Origin of the sequence: Tropicibacter sp. S64, from assembly GCF_049803835.1 — a bacterium.
Taxonomy (GTDB): domain Bacteria; phylum Pseudomonadota; class Alphaproteobacteria; order Rhodobacterales; family Rhodobacteraceae; genus Pacificoceanicola.
Genome location: NZ_JBNAGK010000014.1, coordinates 30,875 through 43,508, shown reverse-complemented (window position 1 = coordinate 43,508; position 12,634 = coordinate 30,875). Strand labels below are relative to the sequence as shown.

Sequence of the window (12,634 nt, the reverse complement as noted above, 5' to 3'; positions counted from 1 at the left end):
CCGGTTCTTTCCGCCTCCGGACCGGGAATGCGGTTCGGGCGTAACAGCGCCTCGGCGCTCGTTGGCCAACTGCACCTCCTTCACAATTCTCCCATGCTCGCTGATCACGAAATTTGCGGCATTCTCAAACGAAACACCCAACCCCCCAAAAGCCTCGTCCCGTAATCTTTCTATTGGAGCCGATACGGGAATGGCGCCAGCTTGCCCTCGATCTCGTAACGGGAAGGGGCGGGTCACGACGCAGCTCCCGTTTCGGCATCTCATGGATTAGCACGTTTCAGCACGGGCTTTGGAACAGGCTGCGCAGGCGACACGATTCAACAGGAGGCCGCTTGACGTCAAGTCGCGTCAGAAAGCGATTGTGCCAAGGCGCCGCCTATGGTCTGACGGAGTTGTAATACACTGATAAAATGAGTTTTCCTTTATGGCTACTGCTGGACTTCTACCCACCCCGAGCACCTGGAACATCGATTATTCAAACCTCGGAGAACCGCTTTCCATTCAGAGCACGGTTCTGACCGACGGCACCGTGATGGTGGTCTGGGTTGCGTGGGATGGGTCGCAATTCAGCAACATCGTGCAGAATACCCGGGTCCTCGGCGCACGCTTCACCGCGGACGGAACCCCGATTGGCGGCGTTGTCGAGTTGAACGGTTTCACCAACGAAATTCGCGTCGGCGCTCTGCCAACCGGCGGTTTCGTGGTCACCTGGAGTTCTCGCGCCGATGGCAACATCTACCAGCAAGTCTACGATGCCAACGGTCTGCCTGCGGGAGCAGAAACACAGGTCAACACGCTGACGACAGGGTTCGAATACGATCCTGATATCATTCCGCTCGACGACGGAGGATACCTGATCGTCTGGGATAGCGACAGAACGGCGATCTATTTCCAGCAGTTCGACGCCTCCGGAACGATGATCGGAGGGCAGACGCTTGCCCCGGTCAGCACTGCGAACGTCACGAGAGGATACGCCAACGAGCCGATACCTTTTGTCCAGCTCGACGATGGCAGTCTCGCAACGGTGTACCGCGACGGGGACAATATGATCGTCACGACCTTTGATCTCGACGGCAGTCTGCGAACGGCGATGACAATCCCGGTGAGTGCCCCGAATGGCTACGACATGAAACTCATCACGATTCTGGAAGACGGCTCTGTCATTCAGATCTGGGAGGAAAGCGCAGGTGTCGGGCGATCCGACTACAAGGCCGTCATCCTGGCTGCGGATGGTACCGTTCTGGTGCCGGAATTCACGATGTTCGCGGATGCGTTTGACGATCGTGTCATCGACTCTGCGATCCGGTTGCCGAATGGCACCTTGATCGTTGCCTGGCATGACTATGGTGGGAAGACGATATTCGGACAGGTGTTCGATACCGCGGGTGTGCCGGTGTCGGAACCGGTGGAACTCACCTATGGCCCCGCCTTGACAACCAAGACCGACTTCGATGTCATGGCTGATGGCAACGTGCTCGTGACGTTCAACGGCATGCAAAGCCTTGGGGGTCAGATCATCGGGTCGGTCTTCGACCTGTCACAAAACGCAGTCGTCACGAACCTGACGACGGGCGACGATTCGTTGGATGCGGGACCCGGCGACGATATCATCGACGGGCTGGCCGGGAACGATACCGTCGATGGCGGTGCGGGAAGCGACGTGCTGATCGGCGGGCCGGACGACGACAGCCTGACCGGCGGCGACGATCCCGATTATCTCGCGGGTGGCGACGGCAATGACGTGCTCTTCGGTGACGCTGGCAACGATCTGCTGCTGGGCGGTGCGGGCTATGACATCCTCGATGGCGGCCCGGGCAACGATACGCTGGACGGCGGCCTCGGCAACAATGCCTTGCATGGCGGCGACGGCGATGACCTGATCACGGCCGGATTGAAGTATGCCAATTCCTACACCACCATCATGCTGTGGCAAACCATCACCGGCGGCGCCGGGAATGACACCATCACGGCGTTCGATTCATGGGGAACCATCGACGGCGGCCCGGGTGACGACTGGATTGACGGTGCCGGGACGATCGAGGGTGGCGACGGCAACGACTACATCAAAGCCGGTATGGACGACTCTTTCGAATTCGGCCCCGGACAGATCAACGGCGGCGCGGGTGACGATACCCTGAACGTGGCCGTCTTGAACCACGTCGATGGCGGACCCGGACGCGACGTGCTCATGCTGGTGGATGCCATGGAAGTCGACGTGACCGCCGGCACGATGAGAGAATATGGCCCGTACAGCGGAACCAATTATTCCGGAACCTTCACCGGAATCGAAGTCTTCCGGTTCGGCTCCAGCTACGACACAACCGCCAATCAGCTCCGAACCGTCTTTCACGGCAGCGCCGGATCGGAGGAAATCTGGTACTCCGGCGAAAAATTCTACGGTGAGCTCGGCGGCGGTGACGACTTTCTCGCGGCCTATTCGCGTGGCGTGTCCACCACCCGAACCAGTCGGTACGCCAGCAACGATACGATCCTTGCAGGCGCAGGCGACGACACCATCCTTGCGGATATCGCAAACGACTCCATCGACGGGGGCGCCGGAAACGACTCCCTCTTCGGAGGGCGGTTCAACGACACCCTGCTGGGCGGAGCCGGTAACGACACCCTGGGCGGGGAGGCGGACGATGACAGCCTCGACGGCGGAGAAGGCGATGACCTGCTGCTCGGCGGCGATGGCATCGACACGCTGGCAGGCGGGCTCGGCAACGATGCGATCTGGGGGGGCAATGGTGGCGACCGCGCATGGGGTGGCGCGGGCAATGACACGCTCGGCGGCGGCAATGGCGACGACATGCTGCGGGGCGGCGATGGCGATGACGAAGTCTGGGGCGGCGGCGATGACGATTCCCTCTACGGAGACGCCGGGAACGACACGCTCGGCGGTTATTCCGGGGACGACTATCTCGCCGGGAACGCGGGGAACGACGAACTCTGGGGCAACACCGGCGACGACACCTTGCTGGGCGGGACCGGCGACGATCTGCTCGGCGGCCATGACGGGGCGGACTTCCTCGATGGCGGCGAAGGCCATGACACCCTCGGCGGCGGCGCGGGCCGCGATACGCTGTTGGGCGGCCTTGGCGACGACGCGCTCTGGGGCGGCGGCGACGACGACATCGGCTATGGCGGCTGGGGCAACGATACCCTCGGCGGCGGAAACGGCAACGACACGATGTACGGCGATCTGGGCAACGATGTCGTTGGCGGCGGGTACGGCGATGACCAGCTCTTCGGTGACGCGGGCGACGACACGCTGGGCGGCTTTGGCGGCGACGATACGCTGGACGGCGGCGCGGGCGACGATGTGCTCTGGGGCAACACCGGCAATGACTCGATTCTCGGCGGCGACGGCGCGGATCTGCTGGCGGGGTTCCACGGAGCGGACACGCTGGATGGCGGTGCCGGGGCCGACGAACTGCGCGGCGGGCCGGGTGACGACGTGCTCTGGGGGGGCAGCGATGCCGATACCTTCGTCTTCGACTGGTCTCACGGGAACGACACGGTGAAGGACTTCGAGGACGGAATCGATGTGATCCGGATCTCCTCGCCGGGGATTTCGACCTTCGCGGACCTCTCGATGAGCCAGGTCGGGAGCGACGTGGTCCTCCACCTCGCCAAGGGCGACGTGACGATCGAAAACGTGAACCTCGGCCAGTTGACGGACGCCGACTTCGTTCTTGTCTGACAGACCGGAAGGTCGGGCGCTGTTATCGGTGGCACTCTTTCGGAATGGGCTAAAAAATCTGGCGTCACCCAGGCGACATCAACCCGGAAAGCCCCGGCACTACGCCCATGCCAACCGCTCCAACCGGACGGTCAAACACGAAGGGCCGGCCTTGTACTTTCGCGATGGCATCGAGGAAGTCCGTGCGTGGCATGGCGTGGACACGAGACGGTTTCGACAACCTTATCCGGTTTCGTCCGGTTTGCGCTCGGCGTCGGAAGAAATCGCGTAGCGTCGCATCTTGTCGTTTAACGTGCGGCGCGGCAGCCCGAGGGTTTCCGCCGCGCGAAGGGTGTTGCCTGCATGGGCATCCAGAACCGCGGAGATTTCACGCGCTTCGAATTCGGCGACACGATCGGCAAGGGTCTTCGGGGCGGACGCGGGTGCGCCGGTGCCTTCGAACTCCGCCAGCCCCAGCGCATAGGCCTCGGCGCTGGTCTTCAACTCGCGCACATTGCCGCTCCAGACCTGGCGTTTCAGAGTTTGTGCCAGCGCCCAGGGCAGTTTCCGCGCCTCCCGGCCATAGCGGCGGGCGGCAAGCTGGGCGTAATGGGCAAAGATCAGGGGGATGTCCTCGCCCGCTTCACGCAGGGTTGGTGTCGTCAGTTCCGCTCCGGCCAGCCTATAGAAGAAATCCGGCCGGAACGTATCGAGCACGCGCAGGTTGGTTTTCGATGTCGCGATCACCCGCACGTCGAGGGGCCGCGCGACCGTGTCGCCCAGTCGCTCGAAACTGCGTTCCTGCAAGACCCGCAAGAGCTTGGCCTGAATGCCCCCGGGCATCGTTTCGACCTCGTCCAGCATCAGCGTGCCACCCTGCGCCGCCTCCAGCTTGCCGACCCGCCCTGCGGCATCATGCGCAAGAACGCCCTCGGCATGGCCGAACAGAATGGTTTCCGCCATGGTTTCCGGCAATGCCGCGCAATTGAGTGCCACGAACGGCCCATCAGACCGCGTGCTTGCGGCGTGGATGGCGCGGGCGGCCAGTTCCTTGCCCGTGCCGGTCTCGCCGGTGATGAGCACGTCCAGATCGACCGACGCCAGCACGGAAATGCGCTTGCGAAATCGTTGCATCGCACGCGACCGTCCAAGGATGCTGTCGTCGGCGCGCTCGGCCAGAACCTGTTGCAGGCGGGCGACCTCGTTGCGCGTCGCCTGCGCCTCCAGCGTGCGACGGATGACCGCCAGCAGGTGCGCGGACTCGTAGGGTTTTTCGAGGAAGTCCTCAGCGCCCGCCCGAATGGCGTCAACCGCGTGGCCGACATCGCCGTGACCTGTGAGCAGCACGACGGGTACGACCTGTTTCTGCAGCCTGAGTTCCTTGAGCAAGGCGATTCCGTCCATGTTCGGCATACGCAGATCGGTGATGACAAGATCCGGCTGTTGCGTCATCGCCGCAAGGGCAGCCGCAGCCCCGCCGAAGGTTTGCACGGTGTATCCCGAGGCGTCCATCAGGTCGGCCAGTGCCGAAAGATGATCCTCATCGTCATCGACAATGAAAATGCGTGCGCTCATGCGGCCTCTGCTCCGGTTGCGATGGCGAGGGGAATGGAGACGGTGACCTCTGTGCCCCTGCCCGGTTCGGACTCGATGTCGAGCGTGCCATGAAAATCGGACAGGATCGCCTTGCAGATCGCGAGGCCCAAACCGAGGCTCTCCCCGCTGACCTTGGTCGAAAAGAACGGCTCGGTGACTGTTGGCAGGTCGGCTTCGGGAATGCCCTTGCCCGTGTCCGCCACGCAAAGCCGGGCCAGGCCGTCCCCGGCCGCAAGCGTGACGGTGATCTGTGCGTCTGGAAAACCGGCCACCGCGTCGAGAGCGTTCAGCAAGAGGTTGGCCACGACCTGTTCGATGCGGACGACACCGGCCATCACTTCGATCCTTTCGCCCGGTGTGTGAAACACCGGCACGACACCAATGTCCCGCGCCCGGGGCGCGACCAGTTCCAGCGCCGAAGCCACGGGTGCGCCAAGGTCGATCAGCGAGCGCTCCGCAACGTCCTTGCGAGCGAAGCTCTTAAGATGTTTCGTCGTGCGCTGCATGCGGCGGATCAGCCCGCGCGCCTTGTCGAGCCGGGTGGCCGTGGCGGTATCGCCCTTGGTCAGGCCCAGTTCCGCCGCCGACAGCGTGGCCTCCATCGCGGCGAGGGGTTGGCTGATCTCATGCACGATCGCAGCGGACATGCGGCCAAGAGCGGCCATCTTTTCAGTGTGAACGAGCGCCTGCTGCGTGGCACGCAGGTCGACCTCCACCTGGGTTCGGGCCTCGATCTCCCGCGCCAGATCGGCGGTGCGGGCACGGACCATGGACTCCAGCTTGTCGGATTGTGACAGCCGCAATGCGATAATCTGCCGGCGTTGGTCCCAGGCCTTCAAGGTTCCGACGAGGGCAAGCGTCGCGAACATGGCCAGCACCGCCGCACCCAGGGACAGCAACTGCAGCCCGGACGTGGAACGGGCGGCAATCACTTGCCAGCCCGTCGACGGCATCGTGGCGATGCGTCCGATCCAGCCGTTCCCCGCCGCATCTTCCGGGTCCGACGGTTCCGCCAGAAGCGGTTCCGCCGCAGCCAGGTCCACGCCCGCGAACGCGCGTGTGACGGCCAGTTCCGCAAGTGTATCGGGGCGGAGCGGTCTCAGCGGACGGTACTCCCAATCGGGACGCGCCGACAGGAACACCACACCATTCTCATCGGCCAGGGCGACATCCGCATCCGCCGTGCGCCAGATCGCCTGCAACGGGCGCAAATCCATCTTGACCACCAGCACGCCCCGCGCGTCACCGACGTCGATCCGCTTCGCCAGGAAATATCCCGGCACGCCGGTGGTCACGCCAATGCCGTAGAAATGGCCCTGTCCATGCTCCATCGCCTCCTGGAAATAGGGCCGGAAGCCGTAGTTCTGACCGACAAAACTGCCCGGCCTGTTCCAGTTCGACGCCGCGATGGTGTCACCGCGCGCGTCGATCAGAAACAGGTCTCCGGCCTGCACGTGAACCGCGACCGTCTCCAGGTAGATATTGGCGGCCTGCAACGCGCCGACCCCGGCCAGCGCGTTGCGCACACGCACGTCCTCGGCCGCGACGGAGGGGAGCGAACGCAAGCGCTCCACCTCCGCCTCGACCGCGCGTTCGGTCAGAAGCAGGGTTTGGTCCAGTTCGGTGCGTGCGAGGCCGAGCGAGAGGTTCTGGGCGAAAACCCAGACCAGCGCCCCGACAAGCGCCGCAAGACTCAGCGGCCGGACCAGCATCATGGCTTCAGAGGTCCGGCGCGGCCTGCGCCCGGGGCGGACCGCCGGGCAGGTCCCTGTCCCGCCGCGCCTGCGCCCAGTTCATGGTCAGCAGCAAGGCGACCAGGGCAAAGCCTGCCGCCTCGATCCCCAGATCCGGCCAGAACAGGGCCACGACACCCGGCACCAGCAAGACCCGGACCCAGACCGGAACGGGCCGGAACAGGAAGCCTTCGAGCACGGCCGCAAAGGCCACCAGTCCCAGGATCGCGACCGCGCCCGCCCACAGGACCAGGGGCAAAGGACCGCCAACGATGATTTCCTCGTTGAACACCATGAACAGCGGGATCAGGTAGAGGCCCTTGGCGTATTTCCATGCCTGAACGCTTGTCTCCATCGGCTTCGACCCGGCAATCGCGGCACCGGCAAATCCCGCGAGCGCCACGGGCGGCGTCACGTTGCTGTCCTGAGAGTACCAGAACACCACCAGATGCGCGATCAAAAGCGGGATGCCGAATTGCTCGGTCAGCGCCGGGCCCACGAGGATGATCAGCACGATATAGGCCGCCGTTACCGGCAGACCCATACCCAGAACGAGGCTGGCCAGCAGAACAAGGATCAGCGCGAGGACGATGTTGCCACCGGAAAAGGCAATCATCATGGCCGAGAATTTCAGCCCGAGGCCTGTCAGCCCCACGACACCCACGATGATGCCCGCTACCGCGCAGGCCACGGACACCGCGACCGCATTGCGCCCCCCGAGGTCGAGCGCCTCGACGGTCAGGCCGATGCCGCGTTTGCACAGATCGACGAAGCCCGATGCCGTTGGACCGGAGGCCACGAACGTCCAGAGCGCCCGGGCCGAGGCCGCGGCGATGATGGACAGGATGGCGTAGAAACCCACCCGCATCGGCGAATAGCCCGCCACCAGCAAGGCGACCAGCGCTACGAGCGGCAGCAGGAAGTGCCAGCCTTCGGCCAGGACCTTGCGGGTATCGGGCAGGTCTTCGGCGGCAAGCCCGGTCATGCCCTGCTTGACCGCGGCGATGTGCACCAGCAGGTACACCGTGCCGAAGTACAGCACCGCCGGGAAGATCGAGATCAGGACGATGTCGACGTACGGAACGCTGGTGTATTCGCTCATCAGAAAGGCACCGGCCCCCATCAGCGGTGGCATGATCTGCCCGCCGGTCGAGGCGGCGGCCTCGATCCCGCCGGCCTGCGCGGGTCGGTAACCCAGCTTCTTCATCAGCGGAATGGTGAAGGCCCCGGTCGTCACCACATTGGCAATGGCCGATCCGGAAATCGAGCCCATGCCCGCACTGGCGATCACGGCCGCCTTGGCAGGGCCGCCGCGCTGTTTGCCGGCGGCGGCATAGGCGAGGTCGATGAAGAACTTGCCCGCCCCCGTGACTTCGAGAAATGCGCCGAACAGGACGAAGATGAAGACAAAGGTCGCCGCGACCCCCAGCGGAATGCCGAAGATGCCTTCGGCGCCGAGGGTCATCTGGCTGGCCAGCCGGTCCAGCGAATAGCCGCGGTGGTTCAGGATGCCGGGCATCCAGTCGGCCAGAAAGGGCAGCCCGCCCCGGTTACCAGCGAAGGCATAGATCAGGAACACCACCCCGATCAGCGTCATGCCCAGGCCAACCGCCCGCCGGGCGGCTTCCAGCACGACGATGATCGTCGCGACGCCCATGACGATGTCGATGGTGCGCGGGAATATCTGGTTGGCGATGGTGTCGATGTTGAGCGGCACCCAGGCGCCGGCGCCGATGCTCATCACGATCAGCGCGCCGTCGATGATCCATCCCGCCACCCCGCGTGTGCGGTGGCGTCCAAAAGCAGGATGGATCAGGAAACACAGCACCAGGACAAAGCCGAGGTGAATGGGCCGTTGAAAGAACAGCCCCAGCGGCTGCAGCCCGGCCGTGTAAAGCTGAAAGAGCGAGAGGGCGATACCGATCACCGCGATCGCGCGCACAACCGTCCTCGGCTGCTCGATCGGGGCAAGAGGGTCCTCTGTGGTGGTGGTCATCGGTCCTGTTTCCTTTCCAGCGCGATCCGCACCCGTTGGTGCTGCGCGACCGCGGACAGGGAGACAATGCTGTCTCCGACCTGCAGGCGGTGATTTACGGGACCGGCACCGGGGCGCAGAATATAGGCATTGCCCGGGACCGGCTCATTGATGTCGAGAATGAAATAACCGCCCTGCCCGTCTGTCACCTGGCGTCCGCGTCCGGGGATGTGATCCAGACCGGCTGCGAAATCGGGAAGATGCGCGGTGACAAGGACCATCCGGCCCGCCCGGTTCTCGTAGCAATCGGAAACCGGAAAGCCCTTGACCGAATGGTTCCAGAGCACGCACCACCCGGTGCCTTCGGGAACGTCGAAGCGGGCAATTTCGGGGCCGTCCACAAGCGTCGCCGTCAGCGCATCCGCCCCCGCCGGCACCGGCGACAGCAGCAGAACGAGAAGAGGGAGCCGTCTGACTCCCCCTCCCCATAGCGCGTCGATCATGGACGGAGTTTATCCGGAATGGTGGCGCCGATCTCTTCGTAGTAGCGGATTGCACCGGGATGCAGCGGCACGGGCGTTGCCGACAGCGAGAACTCGACCGTCGTCTCGCGTGCCGCCGGATGCACTGCCTGCAGCTCTGCAATGTTCTCGAACATCGCCTTGGTAATGTTGTAGGCCACGTCATCCGACATTTCGGACGAGACCGTCAGCACGTTCGGAATGCCCAGCACGGTGATGTCTTCGTCGACGCCGGTATAGCTGCCGCCCGGAAGCGTGGTCTTCGCAAAGGTCGCATCCGCGGCCATGGCTGCGTCCAATTGGGCTTCGGTCAGGGCAAGGATCACGATGTCCTGCGTCGTCGCAAGGTTGAGGATCGAGGACGTGGGCGCCCCCACGGACCAGAAACCGGCGTCGATGTCCCCGTTCGACAGCGCGTCGGCGGTTTCGTTGAAGTTCAGGCGCTGTTCTTCGATGTCGTCGTAGCTGATGCCGTTCGCCGCGAGGATCGCGTTGGTGTTCACCTCGGTCCCGGACCCCGGTGCGCCGATGGACACCCGCTTGCCGCGCAGATCGTCGAGCGAGGCAATGCCGGAGTCCTTGAGCGCCACGATCTGCACCATGTTGGCATAGAGCGACGCCAGACCGCGGATCATCGGCAATTGCTGCCCCTCGAAGCGGCCCGTGCCGGAATAGGCCTGTGCCACGGTGTCGGCGAGGCCGATGGCGAGATCCGCGTCGCCGCGTGCGATCAGGCCCATGTTCTCCACCGACGCGCCGGTGACTTCGGCCGTGGCGGAGTATCCGTCGATGTGGGTGTTGATGATTTCGGCCAGACCGCCGCCCATCGGGTAATACACGCCGCCTGTCCCGCCGGTCGCAATGGACAGCTGGCTTTGCGCCATCGCTGGCGCGCCAAGGCCGGCAGCCACGGCAAAAGCGGTCCCAAGCAGGCCAAATGCCCTGCGGCTAATAGATTCTGTCATGTTCGTCCTCCCGTTGCGGGCACGGTGCCCAAAATTTCTCCCGACTCCTCTTCGAGATACTCGAAGGTTACGCCCCTTCCGAACGTGCGTCGGCCAAGAATTGCCGTGCAAATGACGTTTCGTGGCAGTTCGCCGCCCGCAGTTTGGCGAATATTCGCCAAAGCGGCGGATACGGCATCGTTTCGGATGGAGCGGGTCTTGCCGCTTCGGCCCGCGCCCGGCCGGCCCGCAGTCGTTGAGACGCTCGCGGTCTGTGCCGCGATCCGCGCGCAGGCGCGAAACACCGCCTCATGCTGCCAAGGGGTCTCAGGTGAAGCCGTGATCCAATTGGACTACATGGCCAGACGCACCGCCTTGCGGAGTTCCGGGTGCAGAATCCAGTTGCCCGTCGCGTCTTCGGTCGCCGTTGCGCCTCTGAATCCGAGAATTGCGGTGCCGTCGCGGGTGATCGGGGCATCCTCGGCCTCAGTGCCTGCGGAAAGATATTCGGCGATCAGCAAGCCCGTCGCCGCGAAGGACCTGTTGGCCGAAGTCTCGGACTTGTAGCCCGCAGCGTAAGCCATGCGCGAGTCCGCCAGACCGTCCTCCCCCGCCAGAGACAGGGCAGTCAGCATGGCGCGTTGCGGGCCGGACAGGGTGACCTGACGGACCGCTTCCACGTATTCTTCGACGCTGGGGACATCGACGCCGTTTTGAGGATCCCTTCGCCGTTCGCCCGTCCTTCGATCTTCCCGCGCGTCGATCACCTCGTGCAGCGCGGAAATCGCGGCCTCTTCCGTCGCGCCAGTCGCCTCGGCGATCATGCCGCGCGCCGTCGTCGGCGGTTTCGGAAACGCGCGGGCGACGAATGTCCCCGCGAGCCAGCCCGACTTGATCTGATAGCGGCTGTGCTCGCCAAGAAGGACGGCGGGAACGTCCTTCGGCTGCTCCGCGGGCTTCTTGGCCTTGGGCATTTTTCTGAACGGGTCCTGAACGGCATCGGCGCGTCTTCTTGGAACGTTGGTCGGCATGCTTTGGCTCCTTTGGGTCGAGGGATGGGACCATCAGGGCGGTGCCCTGAGGCCACGTAAAACGCTGCGCGGGTTGCGGGACCAGGCGGAGAAACCCGGGGCCAATGCCCGGTCACCAACGCCAGACAGAGATCGGAAAACGCATCGGCGATCGCGTTCGCCCGCCGTATCGAGTCCGTGAAGACCGGGACTGAACGCCAGAGAGCGGCCTTGATGACCGGCCCGTACCGGACTTCTCGCAGTTCGAAGAAAACGCCTGACCGCATTGCATGGAAGGCGAAAAAGGATCGCGCCGCCAGACGATTCGACCACACCGGCCGGGACAGGCAGGCCAACGCAACGGGTCGGCCAATCGGCAGGAAACACACGGATCGGCGGCGCCAACCGGGGCTTTGGTAGCCCCGCATTTCGTTCTCAGGGTTCGAGACACATGCCCAAGGCTGTCGCGATGGCGCCTGTCACGGCTGCGCGGCGCGGCGTTTGTCCGGGCATTGACGAACCCGGTCCCGCAAATGGTCGGGCCGTGCGCGCAGGACGCGCCCACGGCCCCAATCGTTCAGGCCAGCGCCAGATTGGTCGCGCTTTCGCGACCGTCACGGCCGGTTTCTACATCGAACGTCACCTTCTGGGCGTCCGAAAGACCGGTGAGTCCCGCGCGTTCGACAGCGGAGATGTGGACGAAGACGTCCTTGCCACCCGTTGCCGTTTCGATGAAGCCGAAGCCTTTTTGGGAATTGAAAAATTTCACGGTGCCATTGGCCATATCCGTGGTCTCCTGTTCAAGTGCTGCCCACAGAATGCGGCAGCCCGGCAAAGTCAGACTGAGAGATCGACTGAAGCCGGATGAACGGGAGCAGAGGGTCGCAGAGAAAAACGATAACACGGCACACATGCGTGTTTTCGATGCAGTTTGCAAGGTTTGTCTCGTCATGGCGCAAAATACTTCGATCGACGGCGGCATCCCGCGGACCCTGGCGCTGTCGCCGAGGCGAGACCGGCCAGCGCCCCGGACGTCGGCAGCGACGGCAGCTTTCAAGGGATTCGATCGGGTTATTCGGCACGCGATGTCCGGGTGACCGACTACCGCAATTGTCCCCGCAGACACGTCCAAAGGGGCATATGCCCCATATTGCCGGTGCGCCGGTGTTTCCA

8 protein-coding genes are annotated in these 12,634 nt (G+C 64.0%); 1 reads left to right on the top strand and 7 read right to left on the bottom strand.

What is annotated here, in order from left to right:
• Positions 1 to 424 precede the first annotated feature (424 nt).
• Positions 425 to 3,703, top strand: coding sequence for a calcium-binding protein (locus ACP159_RS20210; RefSeq protein ID WP_425101522.1), 3,279 nt, complete (start codon positions 425 to 427; stop codon positions 3,701 to 3,703).
• 222 nt (positions 3,704 to 3,925) lie between these two features.
• On the opposite strand, the gene ACP159_RS20205 is transcribed toward ACP159_RS20210, so the two are convergent.
• From ACP159_RS20205 to ACP159_RS20175, 7 genes are all read right to left on the bottom strand, one after another.
• Complete coding sequence (locus ACP159_RS20205) at positions 3,926 to 5,257, bottom strand: sigma-54-dependent transcriptional regulator (protein WP_425101521.1); 1,332 nt, start codon at positions 5,255 to 5,257, stop codon at positions 3,926 to 3,928.
• On the bottom strand, positions 5,254 to 6,993 hold the full coding sequence (locus ACP159_RS20200; RefSeq protein WP_425101520.1) for a sensor histidine kinase: 1,740 nt from the start codon (positions 6,991 to 6,993) through the stop codon (positions 5,254 to 5,256). The genes ACP159_RS20205 and ACP159_RS20200 overlap by 4 nt, the downstream gene beginning before the upstream one ends.
• 4 nt (positions 6,994 to 6,997) lie before the next feature.
• Positions 6,998 to 9,007, bottom strand: a complete 2,010-nt coding sequence (locus ACP159_RS20195; RefSeq protein WP_425101519.1) for a TRAP transporter permease — start codon at positions 9,005 to 9,007, stop codon at positions 6,998 to 7,000.
• Positions 9,004 to 9,489, bottom strand: coding sequence for a DUF1850 domain-containing protein (locus ACP159_RS20190; RefSeq protein WP_425101518.1), 486 nt, complete (start codon positions 9,487 to 9,489; stop codon positions 9,004 to 9,006). The genes ACP159_RS20195 and ACP159_RS20190 overlap by 4 nt, the downstream gene beginning before the upstream one ends.
• The gene (locus ACP159_RS20185; protein WP_425101517.1) at positions 9,486 to 10,472 is read right to left on the bottom strand and encodes a TAXI family TRAP transporter solute-binding subunit; all 987 of its coding nucleotides are present in this window, start codon (positions 10,470 to 10,472) and stop codon (positions 9,486 to 9,488) included. Before ACP159_RS20185 ends, ACP159_RS20190 begins: the two co-directional genes overlap by 4 nt.
• Positions 10,473 to 10,804: 332 nt before the next feature.
• The gene (locus ACP159_RS20180) at positions 10,805 to 11,482 is read right to left on the bottom strand and encodes a hypothetical protein (protein ID WP_425101516.1); all 678 of its coding nucleotides are present in this window, start codon (positions 11,480 to 11,482) and stop codon (positions 10,805 to 10,807) included.
• A gap of 556 nt (positions 11,483 to 12,038) precedes the next feature.
• The gene (locus tag ACP159_RS20175; RefSeq protein ID WP_425101515.1) at positions 12,039 to 12,245 is read right to left on the bottom strand and encodes a cold-shock protein; all 207 of its coding nucleotides are present in this window, start codon (positions 12,243 to 12,245) and stop codon (positions 12,039 to 12,041) included.
• Positions 12,246 to 12,634: the final 389 nt, after the last annotated feature.

What these genes read in the sequence shown, in the direction of transcription:
- ACP159_RS20205 (WP_425101521.1), bottom strand. Translation starts at nt 5,257, where the DNA reads ATGAGCGCACGCATTTTCATTGTCGATGACGATGAGGATCATCTTTCG.
- ACP159_RS20210 (WP_425101522.1), top strand. Translation starts at nt 425, where the DNA reads ATGGCTACTGCTGGACTTCTACCCACCCCGAGCACCTGGAACATCGAT.
- ACP159_RS20200 (WP_425101520.1), bottom strand. Translation starts at nt 6,993, where the DNA reads ATGATGCTGGTCCGGCCGCTGAGTCTTGCGGCGCTTGTCGGGGCGCTG.
- ACP159_RS20180 (WP_425101516.1), bottom strand. Translation starts at nt 11,482, where the DNA reads ATGCCGACCAACGTTCCAAGAAGACGCGCCGATGCCGTTCAGGACCCG.
- ACP159_RS20175 (WP_425101515.1), bottom strand. Translation starts at nt 12,245, where the DNA reads ATGGCCAATGGCACCGTGAAATTTTTCAATTCCCAAAAAGGCTTCGGC.
- ACP159_RS20185 (WP_425101517.1), bottom strand. Translation starts at nt 10,472, where the DNA reads ATGACAGAATCTATTAGCCGCAGGGCATTTGGCCTGCTTGGGACCGCT.
- ACP159_RS20195 (WP_425101519.1), bottom strand. Translation starts at nt 9,007, where the DNA reads ATGACCACCACCACAGAGGACCCTCTTGCCCCGATCGAGCAGCCGAGG.
- ACP159_RS20190 (WP_425101518.1), bottom strand. Translation starts at nt 9,489, where the DNA reads ATGATCGACGCGCTATGGGGAGGGGGAGTCAGACGGCTCCCTCTTCTC.